The 20,890-nt window shown below is 66.7% G+C and carries 22 protein-coding genes; 15 read left to right on the top strand and 7 right to left on the bottom strand.

All coding sequences use genetic code 11. From position 1 onward, the window contains the following. Positions 1-58: 58 nt before the first annotated feature. Positions 59-832 (bottom strand): slipin family protein, encoded by a 774-nt coding sequence (locus tag FAZ97_RS30140; protein WP_158762374.1) that lies wholly within the window; start codon positions 830-832, stop codon positions 59-61. Further along, complete coding sequence (locus tag FAZ97_RS30135; RefSeq protein WP_158762373.1) at positions 829-2,388, bottom strand: NfeD family protein; 1,560 nt, start codon at positions 2,386-2,388, stop codon at positions 829-831. Before FAZ97_RS30135 ends, FAZ97_RS30140 begins: the two co-directional genes overlap by 4 nt. Before the next feature lie 255 nt (positions 2,389-2,643). Here FAZ97_RS30135 and FAZ97_RS30130 point away from each other — a divergent pair, with 255 nt between their 5' ends. Genes FAZ97_RS30130 through FAZ97_RS30115 form a run of 4 tightly spaced genes read left to right on the top strand, consistent with a single transcriptional unit; the run spans position 2,644 to position 7,376 of the window. Continuing rightward, complete coding sequence (locus FAZ97_RS30130; RefSeq protein ID WP_158762372.1) at positions 2,644-4,593, top strand: arylsulfatase; 1,950 nt, start codon at positions 2,644-2,646, stop codon at positions 4,591-4,593. Between the two features lie 10 nt (positions 4,594-4,603). Then, positions 4,604-5,650: a formylglycine-generating enzyme family protein gene (locus tag FAZ97_RS30125; protein WP_158762371.1), complete on the top strand. Its 1,047-nt coding sequence runs from the start codon at positions 4,604-4,606 to the stop codon at positions 5,648-5,650. Next, positions 5,647-6,438, top strand: a complete 792-nt coding sequence (locus FAZ97_RS30120) for a MetQ/NlpA family lipoprotein (protein WP_158762370.1) — start codon at positions 5,647-5,649, stop codon at positions 6,436-6,438. Before FAZ97_RS30125 ends, FAZ97_RS30120 begins: the two co-directional genes overlap by 4 nt. Beyond that, a complete protein-coding gene (locus FAZ97_RS30115; protein WP_158762369.1) occupies positions 6,432-7,376 on the top strand; it encodes a YkgJ family cysteine cluster protein in 945 nt (314 codons plus the stop codon). The genes FAZ97_RS30120 and FAZ97_RS30115 overlap by 7 nt, the downstream gene beginning before the upstream one ends. Before the next feature lie 82 nt (positions 7,377-7,458). Here FAZ97_RS30115 and FAZ97_RS35645 read toward each other — a convergent pair whose 3' ends face one another. Next, positions 7,459-7,584 carry a hypothetical protein gene (locus FAZ97_RS35645; RefSeq protein ID WP_267904751.1) on the bottom strand — a complete coding sequence of 42 codons (126 nt, stop codon included), beginning with the start codon at positions 7,582-7,584 and terminating at the stop codon, positions 7,459-7,461. Positions 7,585-7,906: 322 nt separating this feature from the next. Here FAZ97_RS35645 and FAZ97_RS30110 point away from each other — a divergent pair, with 322 nt between their 5' ends. Together FAZ97_RS30110 and FAZ97_RS30105 are read left to right on the top strand one after the other, a co-directional pair. Then, a complete protein-coding gene (locus tag FAZ97_RS30110; RefSeq protein ID WP_158762368.1) occupies positions 7,907-8,269 on the top strand; it encodes a DUF4148 domain-containing protein in 363 nt (120 codons plus the stop codon). Between the two features lie 234 nt (positions 8,270-8,503). Further along, on the top strand, positions 8,504-9,538 hold the full coding sequence (locus tag FAZ97_RS30105; protein ID WP_158762367.1) for a 2-hydroxyacid dehydrogenase: 1,035 nt from the start codon (positions 8,504-8,506) through the stop codon (positions 9,536-9,538). A gap of 72 nt (positions 9,539-9,610) precedes the next feature. On the opposite strand, the gene FAZ97_RS30100 is transcribed toward FAZ97_RS30105, so the two are convergent. Beyond that, positions 9,611-10,033 carry an organic hydroperoxide resistance protein gene (locus tag FAZ97_RS30100; protein WP_158762366.1) on the bottom strand — a complete coding sequence of 141 codons (423 nt, stop codon included), beginning with the start codon at positions 10,031-10,033 and terminating at the stop codon, positions 9,611-9,613. Positions 10,034-10,097: 64 nt separating this feature from the next. Next, positions 10,098-10,346, bottom strand: coding sequence for a DUF4148 domain-containing protein (locus FAZ97_RS30095; protein ID WP_158762365.1), 249 nt, complete (start codon positions 10,344-10,346; stop codon positions 10,098-10,100). A gap of 404 nt (positions 10,347-10,750) precedes the next feature. On the opposite strand from FAZ97_RS30095, the gene FAZ97_RS30090 reads away from it, so the two are divergent. The 3 genes from FAZ97_RS30090 (at position 10,751) to FAZ97_RS30080 (ending at position 12,826) form a co-directional block, all read left to right on the top strand. After that, positions 10,751-11,794, top strand: a complete 1,044-nt coding sequence (locus tag FAZ97_RS30090; RefSeq protein ID WP_158762364.1) for an alpha/beta fold hydrolase — start codon at positions 10,751-10,753, stop codon at positions 11,792-11,794. Positions 11,795-11,806: 12 nt separating this feature from the next. Continuing rightward, positions 11,807-12,343, top strand: a complete 537-nt coding sequence (locus FAZ97_RS30085; protein WP_158762363.1) for a cytochrome P460 family protein — start codon at positions 11,807-11,809, stop codon at positions 12,341-12,343. Positions 12,344-12,418: 75 nt separating this feature from the next. Then, positions 12,419-12,826, top strand: coding sequence for a GFA family protein (locus FAZ97_RS30080; RefSeq protein WP_158762362.1), 408 nt, complete (start codon positions 12,419-12,421; stop codon positions 12,824-12,826). A gap of 12 nt (positions 12,827-12,838) precedes the next feature. Here FAZ97_RS30080 and FAZ97_RS30075 read toward each other — a convergent pair whose 3' ends face one another. Next, the gene (locus tag FAZ97_RS30075; protein ID WP_158762361.1) at positions 12,839-13,249 is read right to left on the bottom strand and encodes a GFA family protein; all 411 of its coding nucleotides are present in this window, start codon (positions 13,247-13,249) and stop codon (positions 12,839-12,841) included. 87 nt (positions 13,250-13,336) lie between these two features. On the opposite strand from FAZ97_RS30075, the gene FAZ97_RS30070 reads away from it, so the two are divergent. Next, positions 13,337-13,858, top strand: coding sequence for a hypothetical protein (locus FAZ97_RS30070; RefSeq protein WP_158762360.1), 522 nt, complete (start codon positions 13,337-13,339; stop codon positions 13,856-13,858). Between the two features lie 49 nt (positions 13,859-13,907). Here the strand turns inward: FAZ97_RS30070 and FAZ97_RS30065 are convergent, their stop codons facing one another. After that, positions 13,908-14,471: a thioredoxin family protein gene (locus FAZ97_RS30065; protein ID WP_158762359.1), complete on the bottom strand. Its 564-nt coding sequence runs from the start codon at positions 14,469-14,471 to the stop codon at positions 13,908-13,910. Between the two features lie 318 nt (positions 14,472-14,789). Between FAZ97_RS30065 and FAZ97_RS30060 the strand changes: the two genes are divergently transcribed. From FAZ97_RS30060 to FAZ97_RS30040, 5 genes are all read left to right on the top strand, one after another. Continuing rightward, positions 14,790-16,646: a cytochrome c biogenesis protein DipZ gene (locus tag FAZ97_RS30060; protein ID WP_158762358.1), complete on the top strand. Its 1,857-nt coding sequence runs from the start codon at positions 14,790-14,792 to the stop codon at positions 16,644-16,646. 259 nt (positions 16,647-16,905) lie between these two features. Continuing rightward, positions 16,906-17,253, top strand: coding sequence for a DUF4148 domain-containing protein (locus FAZ97_RS30055; protein ID WP_158762357.1), 348 nt, complete (start codon positions 16,906-16,908; stop codon positions 17,251-17,253). A gap of 53 nt (positions 17,254-17,306) precedes the next feature. Continuing rightward, positions 17,307-18,095, top strand: a complete 789-nt coding sequence (locus FAZ97_RS30050; RefSeq protein WP_158762356.1) for an alpha/beta hydrolase — start codon at positions 17,307-17,309, stop codon at positions 18,093-18,095. 156 nt (positions 18,096-18,251) lie between these two features. Continuing rightward, positions 18,252-19,442: an MFS transporter gene (locus FAZ97_RS30045; protein WP_158762355.1), complete on the top strand. Its 1,191-nt coding sequence runs from the start codon at positions 18,252-18,254 to the stop codon at positions 19,440-19,442. 38 nt (positions 19,443-19,480) lie between these two features. Next, positions 19,481-20,881, top strand: coding sequence for an amidase family protein (locus tag FAZ97_RS30040; protein ID WP_158762354.1), 1,401 nt, complete (start codon positions 19,481-19,483; stop codon positions 20,879-20,881). Positions 20,882-20,890: the final 9 nt, after the last annotated feature.

The raw sequence follows: 20,890 nt of genomic DNA, 5'->3' as shown, positions 1-20,890 counted from the left end.
CAATATTCAGGTGAACTGCAGAAGGCGTTGGATGCCTGAAACTGAGGGGACGGATCACTCAGGATTCACGCGGCGTACTGAGCCGCTCGATTAGCGCGTTGAGCAACTCGATCGGCAACGGGAAGACGATGGTGGAATTCTTGTCGGCGGCGATGGTGGTAAGCGTCTGCAGATACCGCAGTTGCATGGCCTGCGGCTGCTTCGCGAGACATTGCGCGGCCTGCAGCAATTTTTCGGACGCCTGCAGTTCGCCTTCCGCGTGAATCACTTTTGCGCGGCGCTCGCGTTCGGCTTCGGCCTGGCGCGCGATCGCCCGGATCATCGTTTCGTTGAGGTCCACGTGCTTGATCTCGACGTTCGACACCTTGATGCCCCACGCGTCCGTTTGCGCGTCGAGCGTTTTCTGGATGTCGGCGTTGAGTTGCTCGCGCTCGGCGAGCAGGGCGTCGAGTTCGTGTTTGCCGAGCACGGCGCGCAGCGTGGTTTGCGCAAGCTGGCTCGTCGCCTCGACATAGCGCGCGACCTGAATCACGGCCTTTTCCGGGTCCACCACGCGAAAATAGACCACGGCGTTCACCTTCACGGAAACGTTGTCGCGTGTGATGACGTCTTGCGAAGGCACGTCGAACACCACGGTGCGCAGGTCGATACGCACGGCCACCTGCACGACGGGAATGATGAGCACGAGGCCCGGCCCCTTGACCTTCCAGAAGCGCCCGAGCATGAACACGACGCCGCGTTCGTACTCCTTGAAGATGCGGATGGACGATAACGCGATCAGCACCACCAGCGCGATCAGAAGACCTGTGAAGCCGAACGTGAAGCCGATCATGAAGGTTCTCCCTGGCTGTTTGCCGTGTCGTGCGCCTTGTCGTGCGCGTGCACCGCGCCGTGCAGCGGGGTGACGGTGAGCGTGAGACCGCTGCGCGAGTTCACGCGCACGCGGCTGCCGGCGGCCAGCGGCGTGGCGCAGGCCACGCGCCAGCGCTCGCCATGCACGCGCGCCCAGCCCGTGGACAATGCCGTGTGGCCGGGCCGCGAATCGGGATGCAGGCCCTCGTCGATCACTTCGCCGATGGCGCCCACCATGGCCTCCGCGCCGGTCACCACGGGGCGACGCCGCGCGCGCAGGGCCACGCTGGACACGGTGGCGACGAACGCCGCGCCGCCGAGCGCGAGGCCCGCAATGAGCGGCAAGGGAATGCCGTAGCCGGGCTCGCCGGTGTCCATCAGCATGAGCGCGCCGATGGCGAACGCCACGATGCCGCCAAAGCCCAGCACGCCAAACGTCGGCAAGAAGGCTTCCGCGATTAGACACGCGAGTCCGAGCAGCACGAGCCCGAGGCCCGCGTAGTTCACGGGCAGCAATTGCATGGCGAACAGACCCACGAGCAGGCAGATCGCCCCCGCCACGCCGGGCAGCACGAAGCCGGGGTTGGCGAATTCGAAGAAGAGCCCGTACACGCCGATAGTCAGCAGAATCAGCGCGACGTTCGGGTCGGCGATGATGGCGAGGAAGCGGTTGCGCCAGTCGGGCGCGACGGTTTCCAGCGGCGCGTGCGCGGTGGCGAGGCGCAGCGTGCCCGCCGTGGTCGTGACGGTGCGGCCGTCGAGCTGGCGCGCGAGATCGGCGGGGTCCTGCGCGATCAGGTCGATCACGTGCTGGTCGCGCGCCTCTTCGTCGGAGAGGCTCACCGCCTCGCGCACCGCGCGCTCGCCCCACGCCACGTTGCGTCCGCGCAGTTGCGCGAGGCCGCGAATGTAGGCGGCGGAGTCGTGCATGACCTTGCGGGCTTCCGTCGATGCGTTGTCGTCGGCGCGCGGCACCGAGGCGCCGGAAGCGGCCTCCGGGAGGCCTGCGGGACCACCCATGGGCCCACCGGCGGGGCCGCCGCCGCCCACGCCAAGCTGCACCGGCGAAGCCGCGCCGAGATTGGTCCCCGGCGCCATGGCCGCGAAATGGCTTGCATAGACGATATAGGTGCCCGCGCTCGCGGCGCGTGCGCCGCCGGGCGCGACGAACGCCGCGACCGGCACCGGGGAGGCCAGGATCGCCTTGATGATCTGCCGCATCGAGGTGTCGAGGCCGCCGGGCGTATCCAGTTCGAGGATCGCCAGCGGCGCGCGCTCGCGCGCAGCGCGTTCCAGCGAACGGACGATGAAATCGGCGCTGGCGGGTCCGATCGCCCCGTTCACGGTCATCACGACGACAGGCGGATTCGCTGCAGCGAAGGCCGCTGGCAACGCGACCGCGGCCGCCAGCGCGGCCCACGCAAGCAGCAACGCGACGAACACAACGGCGCGAGCAAGCCGCGCCGGGAACGGATGGTGCGGATGAGCGGGCGGAGCGTCGTGCACCGCGGCATGCGAGGGGCGATGATCGCGCATCGGGCGTCCGGAGCATGGCGCACGCTGGCGCAGGTTCCGGTTCACGGATGGGGCAAGAGCCGATACCTCAAGATTAGGCGCTTTCCGCGCAAAGCGCGAACCGGCCCGAACGGCTGGAATGAATGGCCGGAAAGCGCGCCGAACGTTGCGCCGCACACTTATTCCACCACTCCAGAAGCAATGGAGGAATCGAGATTTGGCGCGCCGGGCTTCGTGGCTAACATTGCACTCCCTTACAAGCAGCGCACGAGAACAATGAAAAAAGCCAACCGGTCGACGCAAGCTCCCCGTATCCGCATCGCATGCGCCCTTGTCGCCAGCGTTGTCGCGCTCGCCTCGTGCGGCGGCACAAACAGCGGCGGTTCGCCCGTGGCGAGCGCCGCCATCACGCACAAGCAGCCCAATATCCTCTACATCATGGCGGACGATCTGGGCTACTCGGACATTCATGCGTTCGGCGGCGAGATCAACACGCCGAACCTCGACGCGCTCGTGCAGTCGGGCCGCATCCTCACGAATCATCACGCGGGTACGGTGTGCGCGATTACGCGCTCGATGCTGATTTCGGGCACCGACCATCACCTCGTGGGCGAGGGCACCATGGGCGTGCCCACCGACGAGCGGCGCGGCCTGCCCGGTTACGAAGGCTATCTCAACGACCGCGCGCTTTCGGTTGCGCAACTGCTCAAGGACGCCGGGTATCACACGTACATGGCGGGCAAGTGGCATCTCGGCTCGGGTATCGTTGGGAGTGCTACGGGTAGCGGACAAACGCCGGATCAATGGGGCTTCGAGCATAGCTACGCGCTGCTGGGGGGCGCCGCGACCAATCACTTCGCGCACGAACTCGCGGGCTCGACGAACTACACCGAAGACGGCCAGTACGTGCAGCCCGGACAACCGGGCCAGCCCGGCGGCGCGGGCGGCAATCCGGCTGTGTTCTACTCCACGAACTTCTACACGCAGAAGCTCATCGCGTACATCGACTCAAACAAGGGTGACGGCAAACCGTTCTTCGCCTACGCCGCCTATACGTCGCCGCACTGGCCGCTCCAGGTGCCGGACCCCTGGCTGCACAAATACGCGGGCGTGTACGACGCAGGCTACGACGCCATTCGCAACGCGCGCATTGCGCGGCAGAAGGCGCTCGGCCTCATTCCCGCCGATTTCACGCCGTTCGAAGGCTTGCCCGAAACGCTCACCCGCTCGCCCGCCACGGCCAACAACGGCACGGCGAACGCGAAGTACATCAGCGCCGTGCATCCGGCCTCCGAGGGCTACGCCGATTACGGCCAGGGCAACGTCGACAAGGCGTGGGCCAGCCTTTCCGCGGACGAGCGCAAGGCGCAGGCGCGCTACATGGAGATCTATGCGGGCATGGTCGAGAATCTCGACTACAACATCGGACTCCTGATCCAGCATTTGAAGGACATTGGCGAATACGACAATACCTTCATCATGTTCCAGTCCGACAACGGCGCGGAAGGCTGGCCGATCGACTCGGGCGCCGACCCCACCGCCACCGATACGGCGAACGCCCAGGAGCCCGTGTATTCGTCGCTCGGCACGGACAACGGTCTACAGAACGCAAAGCGCCTGCAGTATGGCCTGCGCTGGGCCGAAGTGAGCGCCACGCCGCTGCGCCTCACGAAGGGCTATTCGGCGGAGGGCGGCGTGTCGGTGCCGGCCATCGTTCATTTGCCGGGGCAGGCTACGCAGTTGCCGTCGCTTGGCATCTTCACGCACGTCACCGACAACACGGCCACTTTCCTCGACGTGGCCGGCGTCACGCCGCCGAACCAGGCCGCGCCCGCGCTCATCAACACGCTCACGGGCGTGGACCAGAACAAGGGAAAGGTGGTCTACAACAACCGCTATGTATATCCGGTAACAGGAAAGTCGTTGCTTGCGCAACTGAATGGCAAGACGACTGCGGAAGCGCACACGGAAGCGTTCGGCGACGAAGCCTATGGCCGTGCGTATCTGCGCAGCGCGGATGGCCGCTGGAAGGCCTTGTGGACGGAGCCGCCGCTCGGCCCCATGGACGGCCACTGGCAGCTCTACGACCTCACGAAGGACCGCGGCGAAACCACGGATGTCTCGACGCAGAATCCCTCGGTGATCCAGAGCCTCGTGAACCAGTGGAACACGTATATGAGCAACGTGGGCGGCGTCGAACCGTTGCGTCCGCAAGGTTATTACTAAGGGCGCGGCCATGCGGTATCGACTGACACTCGCGGCGCTGGCGGTGACGGCGTTCGCTGTGGCGTTCGCGGCATCGAGCGCCTCGACACTCACGTCGTCTGCCGACGGCTTCGATTCGCTCAACCGCGGCCGCCCGCTCGCGCCGCTCGGCAACGAGCGTCAGTGCGAGCGCTATTCGGGGCTGCCTGCCAATTGGGGCAGCGACCGCAAGGCGGGCATGGTGCATCTGCAAGGCGGTTCGTTCGTGTTCGGCAGCACGGCGGGCTACCCGGACGAGCGACCCGTACCCGGTGGCGGCAAAACGCGCGTGGCGGGCTTCTGGATCGACCAGACCGATGTGACGGTGGCGCAGTTCGCGGCGTTCGTCGAAGCCACGCACTACGTGAGCGAAGCGGAGCAGCAGGGGGGCGCGGCGGTGTTTCGCGTGCCCACGGCCGAGCAGATGAATGCGCGCGATCTCGCCTGGTGGTCGTGGGTGCCGGGTGCGTCCTGGCGGCATCCGCAGGGGCCGGGCAGCGACGTGGACGGCCGGGGCAACCTGCCCGTCACGCTCGTGACGCTGCGCGACGCGCTCGCCTACGCGCACTGGCTGGGCCGCGACCTGCCGACGGAGGCCGAGTGGGAATATGCGGGCAAGGCGGGCCGCGAGGGCGCGGATCTCGACACCGCACCCACCGACGCCAACGGCAAGCCCACGGCGAACTACTGGCAGGGCGTCTTTCCGGTACTCAACACCGCCGAGGACGGCCACGCAGGCCTCGCTCCTGTGGGCTGCTACGCGGCCAATGCGTTTCGCCTCTACGACATGATCGGCAATGCCTGGGAATGGACGCGCGACGCGTACACCGGGCCGCATCAACCGCACACCAATGGCGACACGGCGGCGGTGGCGCCCGCGGGGCGGCGGCACGACACGCTCATGGTCATCAAGGGCGGCTCGTTCCTGTGCGCGCGCGACTATTGCGTGCGCTATCGGGCGTCGTCGCGGGAACAGCAGGAGGCCGATCTCGCGGCTTCGCATATTGGCTTTCGCACGATTTTGAGGGACGCGTCATGAGCGTGAGACGCAGGTCGCTGGCCGCATGGCTGCTTGCCGTAGCGCTGAGCGGCATGGCGCACGCGGCGCCCGATCCAGTCCGCGTGGGCGTGACGCGCGGCGCGCACGCCGAGATCATGGGCGAGGTGCAACGTACGGCGGCGGCGCGCGGCCTGACGCTCGACGTCGTCGTGTTCGACGACGCCGGGGCGATCGACGGCGCGCTGGCGGCGGGCCGCATCGACGCGGCGAGCTTCGAGGACGAAGCGGACGTGGCCGCCGCGCGCCGCGCGCATGGCTATGCGATTGCGGCCATCGCGCCTACGGTCGCGCTGCCGATGGCGTTGTACTCACGCAAACTGCCGAGCCTCAATCAACTGCGCCCCGGCTCGACAATCGCGATTCCCGACGACGCGCGCGGCATGGCCCGCGCGCTGATCCTGCTGCAGAACTACACGCTGGTGACGCTACGCGAAAGCGCCGGGCTGCACGCCACGACGGCGGATATCACGGGCAACCGGCTGCACCTCAAGATCGTCCGCGTGCCTCACGCGCGGCTCGCGCGTGCGCTCGACACAGCGGCCTTCGTGGCGATGGAGAACGACGACGCGGCGCGCGCCGGGCTGCAGCCGGCGCGCGACAGCATCGGCATCGAAGACGCACGCTCGCCTTACGCCGACGTGCTCGCCGTGCGCGACGCGGACCGGACGCAGCCCTGGGCGCGCGAACTGGTGGCCGCGTACCACTCGAACGAGGTCGCGCACTTCATCCTCACCCGCTACCAGGACTCGGTGCGGCGGCCATGGTAGGACCCGCGCACTATGCGGAGCACTACGCGCTCGCGTGCACGGCGTGCGGGAAATGCTGCAACAGCCCGCCGTCGATGTCGCTGGCGGAATTGCTACGGCATGGGGAGCGCTTCGTGGGGTGTCTTGCGATCGGGCGTCAGCCGGCACACCGCGCGGGCGAGCACACACTGGACGCCGCCGACGCAGCTGCGATCGACGAACTCTCGCAGGCCCTTTTCCACCGCAGCGCCGCATTCGGCAGCGACTGGATCGTGCTGACGCTACAAGGGTACGACTATCCGTCGCTCGGCCGCTGCCCGGCGTTGGCCGACGACGGGCGCTGCACGCTGCACGAAACCGGCAAGCCCGCCATGTGCGCGGCGGTGCCGCTCGATCCGCTATGGCCGGATCGTCTGCAAACGCGGGTGCTGGAAGGAAGGCGCGAAAGCGCGCAATGGCTCGGTGCGGATTGCATCCGCACGACGGCGACGGCGACCGCGGGCGCGACGCCGCTGGTGCATGAAGGCAAGGTGGCAGATGCTGAAGCGCTAACGCGCTTTCGCGGGGCGCTGGCATTCGAGCGCGGCATTTGGCGCGACGCTGTGTTCGCCTCGCTGCACGAGGCGGCCGCGGACCTGCGCGACGCGCTGGCCCGGCTTGGTGCGGGCGGACATCTGACGGTTTCGCTCGCCCCGGCGCTCATGGCGGCGGCGCGTGTGTCCGCGCGCTGCCGCGAGCTTTGCGTGGCGTACATCGACAACCAGATCGCGCTGATCGAGCGCACGGTGGAAGCGGCACTAGCCCGGCGCCGTCTGGACGACCGGCCGGTTACGCGTGAACTGCGTGGCTTTGCGCAAGCCTATGCCGGCGCGCGCGAACTTCTGGCGGCACCAGGATGGCGGCACGATGCGGCGCGCGCGGATGCCCCCGAAATCGAGGCCTGGCTGGGCGCCGCATAAAACCCGACCGCTCGGTGCGGTCGCGTGTTGCTACTCGTCCCCCGCTAGTGCGGGCAGGGACGCTACTACAGTCAGGCGCGGATTAGTACCAGCGGCGCTGAGCTTCTGCGAGCAGTTCGCAGTATTCGAGGTGACGGTCCAGCGCTTCGGCGCCGAGACGACGCAGTGCAGCCAGGGCTTGAGTCAGCTTTTCGACGATTGCACCCATGATTTCCTCTTTGCTAGGGTTAGTGCCTAAGGGATAACCCTTATTATAAGGATCTCGGGACAGAATGCAAGCCTCGAGGCCGCTAAGTGTGCAGTGCAGCAACACTTTTGATTTGCCCCTTATTGACGTGTCAGCGGATGGCGGGCGCGCGGCCCGGTGGCTTCTTGTATCGCACTGTGTCTGGCCAGCCGTCCGACAAGCGCGCTTGCAAAAACGCTCGCGCGCGCAAACAAGCCAGATACGTCGCGGCGTTCAAATGTCTCCTACGCAAGGTTGATACACAACAGTGCGCAACCACTCACCCAACGTCAGGAGAAACACCATGAAGCTCGCACAATCGCTCGCCGCCGCCGCGCTTACCGCCCTCGTCGCCGTTCCCGCGCTCTCGTTCGCCCAGTCGAGCCAACCGGTCACCCGCGCCGAAGTAAAGGCAGAACTCGTGCAACTCCAGAAGGCGGGCTACAACCCGGCCAGCGACAACACGCAATACCCCGCGAACCTGCAAGCCGCGCTCTCGCGCGTGAGCGCAGAGAATGGCGCAGCGGCGTCGGCATTCGGCGGGACGGTTGAGGGGGCTTCCGCGGCTGGCAGCCGTATGCACGTTCGCGCGGTATCGAATGCCTCCGGTGCGAATGCGGCGGATCAGGATGTCGTTGGCCTCGAACCGATCTACGCTCACTCGTAATGCGCGCGGCATCATGCCGCGAAGTTTGCCGCGCACCGGCGAGCTTCGCGGCTTTGCCGCGTCCATGCCTGATCCGCTTGTTTCCGCTTCTCACCAATCGCTCGCCTTCCTGCTGATACCATGTGCTCGCGTGCCCGCGCGGCACGCGCGAACGCGACGCGTTCGACTTCAAGACGCATCCCTGCGCGTCAACGCGCAATGCGCGCATACCCCCGAAGCTCGCACGAGGTCAACATGCCGGGAACCCAGACCCCCCCTTCCGCTCGCCCACGCATGATCCTGTTCAGCGCGCGCCAGTACGACGTCGATACGTTTGCCGAGGCGAACGCCGCTTTCCAGTTTGCGTTGCACTACCAGGAATCGCACCTCGACGCCGAGACCGCTGTACTCGCCGACGGCTACGACGTGGTGTGTCCGTTCGTCAACGATACGCTCGACGCCGCCACGCTCGAGCGCCTCCACAAGGGCGGCACGCGGCTCGTGGCGCTGCGCTCGGCCGGCTTCAATCACGTCGATCTCGCGGCGGCGCAGCGTCTTGGCATCGCCGTCGCGAGAGTGCCGGCGTACTCGCCGCATGCGGTGGCCGAGCATGCCGTCGGGCTGATCCTCGCGCTCAACCGCAAGTTGCCGCGCGCCGTGTCGCGCACGCGCGAAGGCGACTTCTCGCTCGCGGGGCTGCTCGGTTTCGATCTGCATGGGAAGGCGGCCGGCGTGGTCGGCATGGGCATGATCGGCCGGTGTTTTGCGCGCATCATGGCGGGCTTCGGCATGCAGGTGCTCGCGCATGACCCGGGCACGCCGGCCGCAGATATGCTCGCGCTCGGCGTGCGCTATGTGCCGCTCGACACGCTGCTCGCGCAGTCGGACGTGGTGAGCCTGCATTGCCCGCTCGTGCCCGCCACGCGTCATTTGATCGATCGCCACGCGCTCGCGAAGATGAAGCGCGGCGCCATGCTCATCAACACCGGGCGCGGCGGCCTGGTGGAAAGCAGCGCGCTCGTGGATGCGCTCAAGAGCGGCCAGCTCGGTCATCTCGGCCTCGATGTGTACGAGGAAGAAGGCGGCCTGTTCTTCGAGGACCATTCGGATGTGCCACTGCAGGACGACGTGCTCGCGCGTCTCCTGATGTTTCCGAACGTGATTGTCACGTCGCACCAGGCGTTCTTCACGCGCGAGGCGATGAGCGAGATTGCACAAACCACGCTGCGCAACGTGGAAGCCTGGCGTAACGGCTCGCCTGGCAACCTCGTGGACGCGCGGCACGGCTAAACCTCAAAACAAAACGCAAAAAGCCAAGCGGGGCGTGCACTCAGCCGCCCCGCTTTTTTTACCGCTACGCGATCACGCCTCGACGACGGTTAGCGTGACGTCGATGTTGCCGCGCGTCGCCTTCGAATACGGGCAGATCTGATGGGCCGTTTCGACGATGCGCTGCGCCAGCTCGCGATCCACGCCGGGCAGCGTCACGTTCAGACGGCCGCGCAGCTTGAAGGCGTCGTCGGCGTTGACGAGGTCGATCTCGGCGTCGACCGCCACGTCGCGCGGCAGCGTCGTGCCGAGCTTCGTGGCGGCGCGGCCCATCGCGCCGATGAAGCACGCCGACCAGCCCGCCGCGAACATCTGCTCAGGGTTCGTGCCCGGCGCGCTCGAACCGGGCGGCGAAAGCTTCACGTCCAGACGTCCGTCTTCGCTGCGCGCCGCGCCGTCGCGGCCGCCGGTGGTGTGGGTCTTGCCGGTGTACAGCACTTTTTCTGCCTGAGTCATGGTGTCGATTTCCTGAGGTGGGTGTCGTGAGTCGGGTTACAAGCGTCTGATGCAGCTGGCGTGATTAGCTGCCGCGATACAGCTGCTGGATCGCAGCGAGCTGGCCGTCGTGCTGCGCCTGGATCAGTTCCTGGCGAACCTGCGCACGCGTGACCTTGGCGTTGACCGTATTGCTGGCGGCCGTCCATGCCTGGGTTTGTGCAACCGTGGTTTGCGCTGCGCTCGACTGAGCGGGCATCGCGGCGAACACCGGCGTGGCGGCGAGGACTGCGGCGCTGGCGGCAAAGGCGAGGGCGAGTTTCGATGCGTTCATGACTTTCTCCTGGGAAGGGTTTGGAAATCCGTCCGGGTCATCAGCAAGTTCCGGCGTTGATGCATTACAACCGCCGGACGTATCTGCCATGTTTCATGAACGCCGCGTTTTGCAAGGGTATGTGTCTGTTCAAGGCGCTTATACATTGCGATACAAACCCGCTGCTCGTTCAATCCCACTCTCATCGCGACCGATCCCGCCTCGCCGACGTTTTTTGATTCGTTTTGTGTCCGCGCTCGCAGCAGACACATTGGGATACATGGCGCTTTTCCTGCTCGGATATAAATTCACCGGGGCGTTTTGCCTGCCGCCGCGAGCGCGATCGACCGATCTGCTGCCGCGGGCTAATCAACGAGGCCAAGCCGTTCGGGCGCGGCCTGCCTGCACAACAAGGAGAAGTGGTCATGTCAGATCCCGTCAACGTCCGTCGCCGTCGTCTTCTCGGCACGTCGCTTGCCGGCCTCACGCTCGCGGACTTCGCATTCGGCGGTCTCGCGCACGCGCAGTCGGCTGGCGCTACGGAAGGCAACACGCGCACGGGCAACGGCGTATCGTTCGGCCAGATCAAGCAGATCAACGCGGGCCTGCTCAATGTGGGCTACGCCGAAGCGGGACCGAAGAGTGGCCCGGTGGTGATCCTGCTGCACGGCTGGCCGTACGACATCCATAGCTATGTCGAGGTCGCGCCGATGCTGGCCGCCTCGGGCTATCGCGTGATCGTGCCGTATCTGCGTGGCTATGGCAGCACGCGCATTCTCGCGGACGACACGCCGCGCAACGGTCAGCAGGCCGTCACCGCGGTCGATCTCGTCGCGTTCATGGATGCCATGAAGATCGATCAGGCCATTCTGGGCGGCTACGACTGGGGCGCGCGCACGGCGAACATCGTCGCGGCGCTGTGGCCGGAACGCGTGAAGGGGATGGTCTCGGTTAGCGGCTATCTGATCGGCAGCCAGGAGGCGAACCGCAAGCCGCTGCCGCCGCAAGCCGAGCTGCAGTGGTGGTACCAGTTCTACTTCTCGACCGAACGTGGCGCGCAGGGTTACGCCGCGAATCGCGACGCGTTCAACAAGTTGATCTGGCAACTTGCCTCGCCGAAGTGGAACTTCGACGACGCGACCTACGAGCGCAGCGCAGCCTCGTTCCAGAATCCCGACCACGTCGCCATCGTGATCTCCAACTACCGCTGGCGCCTCGGGCTCGTGCAGGGCGAATCGAAGTACGACAGTCTCGAGCAGCGACTCGCCGCCGCGCCGGCCATTACCGTGCCGACCATTACGATGGAAGGCGACGCCAACGGTGCGCCGCATCCCGCGCCGGCCGCCTACGCGAAGAAGTTCACGGGCAAGTATCTGCATCGCACGATCGACGGCGGCATTGGCCACAATCTCCCGCAGGAAGCGCCCAAGGAGTTCGCGCAGGCCATCCTGCAAGTCACGCATCTGTGATCGGGGGCCGCGATGCGAACACGTTCTTTCAGGTATCGCGCGCTCCTCGCGGGCGCGCTGCTCGCGAGTCTGGCGCAAGGTTCCGCCGCATGGGCCCAGCAAGTCGCCCACGCCCAGACGCCAGCGCCGGGCGAGACTTCGCCGATTTACGGCGTGACGATTCCACCCGGCTACCGCAAGTGGGAAATGATCGCGCCGGCCGAGGAGGCCGCGCCACTCGACGAACTGCGCGTGGTGCTCGGCAATCCGGTTGCGATCAAGGCCATCGAGAATGCGACGCTGCCGTATCCGGACGGCACGATCCTCGTGAAGCTTGCGTACAAGCGTAAGCAGTCCGATGATTTCGCCCCGGCCACCGTGCCGGGCCAGCACACGACCGTGCAGGTCATGGTGAAGGACTCGCGCCGCTACGCGTCAACGGGCGGCTGGGGGTACGGGCGATTCGTCAATGGCGTGCCTGCCGACCTGGCGCAGCATCAAACCTGCTTTGCGTGCCACGCTTCGAAGGTGAAGGATCGCGACTACGTGTTTACGCGCTTCGCGCCTTGATGGGATGCAGGGGCTCGAGCCGCACGTTCGGTGACATAATTCGCAGTTGTCGCCAAACCGATCGGGAGAGCCCCCATGCAGCGGACATACCGCGGAAGTTGTCATTGCCAGTCGATACAGTTCGAAGCCCTGATCGATTTCAGCAAGGGCACGGGAAAATGCAACTGCAGCTTCTGCGGAAAACTCCGGCTCTGGCTAGTGCAGGTTCGCCCGGAAGACTTCGTGCTACTTTCGGGCGCAAGCGAACTCACGCACTACGAAGGGAAAAACCCGGTCGCCCATCATCCGTTTTGCAAACACTGCGGCGTGCACGTATTCGATCGCGTCGATATGCCTAACGGCACGGGCTATCCGTACATCAACGTGAATATCATGTGCATCGACGACTTCGACCTGAACGAAGCGTTGAATGCACCGATTTCCTATGCCAACGGTCTCGCGAACGACTGGGGCAATCCGCCTGCGGAAACGCGGTATCTTTGAAGTGACTTGGGTTTAAGGCGCGCGTCCCGAATATTGAGCAATGGCGGGATCGCGCGCGTCGAGTTGATGTCGCTCAGACGTGAACTGAACGAATCCGGCATGGAACCGTGAAGGGTCGTCGAGCGTTCCCGCGTAGATCGTCACGATATCCGGCGCATGCTGGGGTGTGCCAAAGAGCAGGCTGCCGCAGTGCGCACACGAATTGCGCGTGGTCGGCATGCCGCTGCCGCCGGTTATCGTGTAAGACCGGATTTCGCCTTCGAACGAGAATTCGGCGGCGCTCACGACAACGACCGGCAAACCGCCCGATCCCGACGCGCGCTGGCAATCGCGGCAGTGACAAATGAGCTGTGCCAGCGCGGCACCGCGAGCGTGGTATTGCACCGCGCCACACAGGCAGCGGCCTTTCCAGGCATTCGACATTAGTCTGCTTCCTTGTTCGGGTACTCGCGAAATAATGCATCGTACGCGTATAGTCGCTCACGCCACTCGAGAACGAGCAGGGAAAGCATGGCGCAAAACATCTACGACGATCCAGAATTCTTCGCAGGCTACAGCCAGATTCCGCGCCAGGCGCCAGGGCTCGAAGGCGCGCCCGAATGGCCCGCCATTCGCGCATTGCTGCCGGACCTGCGCGGCAAACGCGTGGCCGATTTCGGACGCCTCGTGCGCACGCTGCGCGGCGCGCTCGCGAGCGCGGGTCAACTGGTGTTCACGATCGAGCATCCGGTCTACATGGCGGCGGCGAATCCGCACTGGATCAGCGGCGAGACGGCCGGCCAGCGCGGCCGCAAGACATGGCCCGTCAACGGCTACGCGATAGAGGGCGAACGCCGCACCGACTGGTTCGTCAAGGGCGTGCTGAAATACCATCGAACGCTGGGCACCACGCTGAACACGCTGATCGATGCGGGGTTTCGCATCCAGCGCGTGAATGAATTCGCGCCGACGCCGGAGCAGGTTCGGCAAACGCCGTCATTGGCGGAGGAACTCGAGCGCCCGATGCTGCTGCTGATCTCGGCAACGACGTAGCGCTTGTGATCGCCGCCGCCCCGGAACCGGGAGCGGCGGCGCGAGTCGATCATCCTTGCTTGCCCTGAATACCCAGCAGGTCGCGAACCTTCTGTTCGGTCTGCGCGTAATCCCCTTCGCCGAAGTGCGTATAAACGAGCTTGCCGTTCTGGTCGATGAGATACACCGCCGGCCAGTACTGGTTGCCGTAGGCATTCCACGTTGCGTAGCCATTGTCCTGTGCGACCGGGTACGTAATGCCGTATTGCTTGATCGCCTTCTTCAGGTTGCCGGTGTCGTGCTCGAACGAATACTCGGGCGTGTGCACGCCGACCACCACCAGCCCCTTGTCGCGATAGCGCGCATCCAGCTCCTTGATATGCGGGATGGTGTGCGCGCAGTTGATGCAGTCGAAGGTCCAGAAGTCGACGAGCACGACCTTGCCGTGCAACTGCTTGAGGTCCAGCGGCGGGCTGTTGAGCCAGGTGTTGATGCCGGTGAAGTTGGGCGCCTGCGCGTCGGTTTGCAGCGCCGACGAGCCGAGCGACGGTTCCTCGCTGGAGGCGTAGGCGGCTAGCCCTGCGGTGGCCGCGAGGCCGATGGCGACGGCGGCAATCTTGAGACGAGAGATCATGAGGGTTCTCCTTGTGTGGGCGACGAGCGTATTGGAACGCTCCCACGTATCTGGCTCGTGTCCCCGCCGCGGCACTGTTGAAACGTAGTGTGTCGCCGCCGGGGCGCGATACGTAGCGATACAAATCGTTCACTGCGCGTTCGCGGCGCGCCCACGGCCCCGCGCGCGTCGCTGCACGTTTGTATCGTCATGTATCAAACGGCCTGCGCGATACATGACGATGCACGACACCCGCGTTCCGGACATTCCCCGGATACATGCCCGCGCTGAAATACGCCACATGGCAAGTCCGCCGACATTCGTCTGGAGACCGAACTCATGTTACTCATCGTCATCGCATTCGTGGGCGGTGCGTTCACCGTCCTGAGCCCCTGCATCCTGCCGGTCGTGCCGTTCGTGTTCGCGCGTTCCGAAGAGCCGTTCCTGACCGGCCGCCTGCCCATGCTGCTCGGCCTCGCGCTCACGTTCGCGCTGCTCACGGGTCTGGGCGCCGCGGGCCTGAACGGCGCGGCGCAGTTGAGCGAGTACGGGCGCTGGATCGCGCTTGCGCTCTTCGCTTTGTTCGGCGCTGCGCTGCTCTTTCCCGCGCTGTCCGCGCGCCTCTCAGGGCCGCTCACGGCGCTCGCCGACCGCTTCATGGCGCGCTCGCAGGACGATGGCGCGTCGCGCCGCATCGGCTCATCCATGCTGCTCGGCGCGGCGACAGGGCTGCTCTGGGCGCCGTGCGCCGGGCCAATCCTCGGTCTCATCATCACTGGCGCGGCCCGGCACGGTGTGACCTGGCAGACGTGGGGCGCGCTCGCGGGCTATGCCGTAGGCGCCGCCAGTTCGCTCGCGGTCGTGGCGGGTCTCGGTCATCGCGCGATGGCCGCGCTCAAGCGCTCGCTCGGCGTGGGCGAGCATGTGCGGCGTGCGATGGGCGCGCTCGTGCTGCTCACGGTCGGCGCGATCGCGCTGGGTCTGGATACGCGTTTGCTCGCCCTCGTGCCGGGCGCGCCGACCAATGGCGTGGAGGCGCGCCTCGTCGATTTGCTGGCGTCGCCCTCGGCGAATCACGCGAAGCGCGCGGAACCGGCGCCGCGTGTGGAACGAGAGGCGCAGGCGAGCCCGGTGCAGCAGGTGGCCTCGCAGTTTGCGCGTCAATCGGCCGATCAATCCGCCCACATCGTGCGCGTCTCGCTGCCCGCTCACTCGCCCGCCGCCGATCTGCCGGTGGAAGGCCGCCTGCCGCCGCTCGATGGCGCGACCACGTGGCTCAATTCCGCGCCGCTCACGCCCGAAGCGCTGCGCGGCAAGGTCGTGCTGGTCAACTTCTGGACCTACTCGTGCATCAACTGCCTGCGAACCTTGCCGTATCTGAAGACGTGGGCCGAGCGCTACCGCAACGACGGCCTCGTCGTGATCGGCGTGCACACGCCCGAGTTCGGTTTCGAGCATGACACGGGCAACGTCAAGCGGGCATTGGCCAACCTGAACATCCGCTATCCCGTTGCCGTGGACAGCGACTACCGCATCTGGAACGCGTTCGGCAACCAGTACTGGCCGGCGTTCTATCTCGTCGATGCGCAGGGGCGGGTGCGCTATCACCACTTCGGCGAAGGAGACTACGCCCAGGCCGAGCAGGCGATCCAGCAATTGCTGGCCGACAACGGCCGCGCCACGCCAACGGCCGCGCCGCAGGCACCGCAAGCGAGCGGTGCGCTGGCGCCGGCGGACCCGCGCGACATCGGCTCGGGCGAAACGTATGTGGGGTACCGCGAGGCGCAGGGCAATGCGAACCCGGAGCGCGTGCAGGGCGATACGGCCGCGGCCTACACATTGCCTGCGCAACTCGACCTGAACCAGTGGGCGTTCGGCGGGCAGTGGAACGTGGGCGCTGAGTCCGCCGTGGCGGGCGCGCCGCAGGCGAGCATCGCGTACCGCTTCCATGCGCGCGACCTGCACCTGGTGCTTGCGCCCACCGCCGATGGTAAGCCCGTGCGCTTTCGCATCAGTATCGACGGCGCGCCGCCGGGCGCCGCGCATGGCGCCGATGTCGCGGCGGACGGCGCCGGCGTCGCTACCAGCGCGCGCCTGTATCAGCTCGTGCGCCAGTCTGGCCGCATCGGGGATCACACCTTCGAGATCCGCTTTCTCGACCCGGGCGCGCACGTCTACAGCTTCACGTTCGGCTGATACGCGCGCACCCCACGCCATGCCGCCGTGCCCTCGCGGGCGCGGCGGCGTTTGCGTTGCGGCCCGCGCCGCGCTTTGTGGAGCTTTTTGTAGCGCAATGTATCTGCGCGCAATCCGGACACGTTGATACGCAAACCGCGCCCCAAATGGAAACACGGCAGATACATCCGGGCGTTCAAATACACCTACGCCAGCTCGATACACCCCTCGCGCTGAACGGCAACCCGATTCGAACCCGACCTCATCTTTGGAGAACGTCATGAAAGCCCTCAAGCTCCTCGCCCTCGCTGCTCTCGCCGCCGCCCCGGTCCTTTCGTTCGCGCAGTCGAACGAGCCGGTCACCCGCGCGCAGGTACGCGCCGAACTCGTGCAGTTGCAGAAGGCCGGCTACAACCCCGCCGCCGACGAAACCCAATACCCGAACAACATCCAGGCGGCGCTCTCGCGCGTGGAAGCCTCACAGGTCGCGCAGCAAGCCGCTTCTTCCTCGTATGGCGGCGTGGCGGGCGGGTCGTCCGCTGCGGGCGCGCCGCATCGCGACACCAGCGCCGCACGCGCTCCGCAGGACGATGTCCCCGGCCTCGGCCCGATCTACGCGCATTCGTAATACGCCCGTCCCGACCCACCGAACGACCCGATAAAAGAAGAGAGAGAAAGACGATGGCTTCGATCAAGCAGATTTTCACTTCCGTGGCGCTCCTCGGCGGCCTCTTCGCGCTGCAAGCGGCGCACGCCGCGCCGCCGCAGGATCTGAAAGGCACCAACGTCGTGCTCGTGCACGGCGCGTTCGCCGACGGTTCCAGCTGGAGCCGCGTGATTCCGCTGCTGGAGGCGCGCGGCCTGCACGTGGTCGCCGTGCAGAACCCGCTCAGCTCGCTTGCCGACGACACGGCCGCGACGAAGCGCTTGATCGAGCAGCAGAAGGGCCCGGTGGTGCTGGTCGGCCATTCGTGGGCGGGTGTTGTGATCAGCGAGGCGGGCAACGACGAGAAGGTGAAGTCGCTCGTGTACGTGGCGGCTTTCGCGCCCGACAACGGCCAGTCGATCGCCGATATCACGCAGGGCCAGCCCGACGCGCCGTGGGCGAGCGAGCTGCGCAAGGACTCGGCGGGCTACCTGACGCTCTCCGACAAGGCGATTCGCGAGGACTTCGCACCCGACCTGCCGCCCGCGCAGCAACGCGTCGTGGCGGCCACTCAGGGTCCGTGGTTCAGCGGCGCGCTCTCGCAGAAGGTCACGCAGGCCGCGTGGCATGACAAGCCTTCGTATTTCGTGGTGACGGCGCGCGACCGCATGATCGCCCCCGCGCTGCAGGAATCGATGGCGAAGCACATCGGCGCGAAGGTGACGCGCGTGAACGGCAGCCACGTCTCGATCCTGAGCCAGCCGAAAGCGGTGGCCGACGCGATCATCGACGCGGCCGAGCACGCCCGGCAGGACGCAAAGTAACCCGCCCGCAACGGCAACGGCGGCGCGAGTGGAAGCGCTTCCACCGCGCCGCCGGCCATGTGCCACCGTCATCGCACCCCGAGGAGCATCCGAATGCAGCGCTGGGTACAGGGACTGATACTCTGCACACTTCCGTCATCGTCCGGAAGGCCTGCCGTGCGCCCATTCAGTGCCCTCATCATGCTCGTTGGCGTCCTGCTCGCATCGGCGGGTTATGGCGCGACGTTCCTGTTTTCCATGCGCGTGCACGCCATCGGCGGCAACGACATCAACACCGGCGTGGCGCTCGCGGGCGCGGCGCTCGGCACCTTCGTGGGCGTCTCGCTCACGGGCTGGGTTGCCCAGCATGTGGGCGCTGCGCGCATGGCGGCGCTTGCTGCGCTCTGCGTGGGCGCGGGCGTGGTGAGCTTCGCGCTCGTCGAGCACGTGAGCAGCTTCGAGGTCGTGCCCGGCTTCCTCGTGGGCTTCGGCTGGGGCGCGTTTTGCCTGGCCGCCCCCATGGCGCTCGCCGAGCGCACGAACGACGCGGAACGCGGACTCTGGTTCCTGCGCTTCGCCACCATGCAGATGACGGGCATCGGCGGCAGCCCGGCGATTGCGGGGTTTGCGATCCGCTTCTGGCGCATGCCGCTTGGCGGCGTGCTCTACGCGATCGGCGGCCTGTGCGTGCTGGCGGCGGTCCTGCTCGAACTATTCGGCCGGATTGCGCCGCACGTGCGCTCCGCGTCCGCCGCGCAAGAGCCGGCCTCGCCGCAGGCGTGGCTCCTGAAGGCGGGCGCGATCGCCCGCACGCGCGCGGTGTATCCCATCGTCATCATCGCGCTCGGCGGCTGCGTGTTCTCCGGCCTCATGACGTTCCAGATGTCGCTCGTGCAAGGCACCGAGGCGAAAGCGACCACCTTCTTCAGCGTCTACACGGTGACCGTCATCGCCACGCGCTGGCTGCTCTCGCGCGTGGTGATCAAGCTGCGCCCGGGAACGGCGACGAAAGTGCTGCTCACGATGATGGTGCTGGGCAGCGCGGCCATGTTCGTCGTGCCGTTTCACGTGCTGTTTCAATCGGCGGCTGCGGTGCTGCTCGGCACCGGGTACGGGCTCGCGTACCCGATCGTCCAGCTCCAGGCCGTCAACGACTCCGTGGCCGCGCACCGCCGCGCCGCGCTCACCTGGTTTGTTGCGGCGTACTTCGTCGGCGCGTTCGGCTTTCCGAGCGTCGGCGGCTGGGTGCTCGTGCACGGCGGCCGGGCGGCGCTGCTCGCGCTCATCGCGGCGTGCGGACTCGCGGCGCTCGCGCTGGCCGTCCTGCGCGACCGGCAGCGTGTCGAGCCTTTATCGGCAAGCGCCTGACTGACTCATTCTCAATTTGCCAACGAACCGGAGGGATCGTGACTGAACTTTGGCGTTTAACCGCAACGGAACTTGCAAAGCAGGTTCGCGCGCGCGAGGTGTCCGCACGCGAGGCCGCGAAGGCCGCGCTCGAGCGCCTCGAAGCCGTCAATCCGCTCATCAACGCGGTGATCGACTATCGGCCCGAATGGGTCTTCCAGCAGGCCGACAAGATCGACGCAGCGATCGCGCGCGGCGAAGATCCGGGGCCGCTGGCGGGCGTGCCTGTCACCACGAAGATCAACATCGACCAGGCGGGCTTTGCCACGACCAACGGCACGCGTCTGCAAAAGGATCTGATCGCGCAGGTGAACAGCCCCGCTGTCGAGAATCTCGTGCGCGCGGGCGCCGTGCTGCTCGGCCGCACCAATTCGCCGACCTTCGCGCTGCGCTGGTTCACGAGCAACCAGGTGCACGGGCATACGAAGAACCCGCGCAATGCGTCGCTCACGCCGGGCGGTTCGAGCGGCGGCGCGGCGGCGGCGGTGACGGCCGGCATCGGCCATATCGCGCTCGGCACCGACATTGGCGGCTCGGTGCGCTACCCCGCGTATGCGTGCGGCGTGCATGGCCTGCGGCCCAGCATCGGGCGTGTGCCGGCGTTCAACGCGTCGTCGCCCGAGCGGCCGATCGGCGCGCAGATGATGTCGGGCGCGGGCCCGATGGCGCGCACGGTCGAGGACCTGCGCGTGGCGCTCGCGGCGCTTGCCGCGCCCGACTTGCGCGACCCATGGTGGGCGCCGGCGCCGCTCATCGGGCCCGACGTGCCGCGGCGCGCGGCGCTGTGCCTGCGTCCGGGCGGCATGAGCATTACGAAGGAAGTGGAGGACGCCTTGCTCGACGCTGGCCGACGGCTGGCCGACGCGGGGTGGACGGTCGAGCAGATCGACGATGTGCCGCTCCTGCGCGACGCCGGCGAAGTGCAGGAGCGCCTGTGGCTCGGCGACGGTTTCCCGGCGCTCGCCGACGCCGTGGCGCGCGACGGCGACCCGGGTGCGCAGGCGGTGGTGGATGGCGTGCGCGCCAAGGTCGCGGCGATGCCCGAGAACGTGGTGGTGCCGTCGCTCGTGCGCCGCACGACGCTCACGCGCGCATGGCGCCTGTTCCTTGCGGATTATCCCGTGCTGCTGCTGCCGGTTTCGGGCGAACTGCCGTTCCCCGACAACCTCGACATGCAGGGCGCGGCGGGCTTCCAGCGCGTGTGGGATGCCCAGTTGACCATGCGCGCCTTGCCCGCGATGGGCCTGCCGGGGCTCGTGGTGTCGACGGGCATGGTGAAGGACGTGCCGGTGGGCGTGCAGATCGTCGCCGGGCACTTCCGCGAGGACCTGTGTCTGCTCGCCGGCCAGGCGATCGAAGAACGCGGCGCGCCGCCTTCGCCGATCGACCCGGCTGTGTGAGCGCGTCGC

Source organism: Paraburkholderia acidiphila (assembly GCF_009789655.1).
GTDB classification, from domain to species: domain Bacteria; phylum Pseudomonadota; class Gammaproteobacteria; order Burkholderiales; family Burkholderiaceae; genus Paraburkholderia; species Paraburkholderia acidiphila.
The sequence above is the reverse complement of the archived record's forward strand: the minus strand, read 5'-3'. Positions and strand labels throughout refer to the sequence as shown.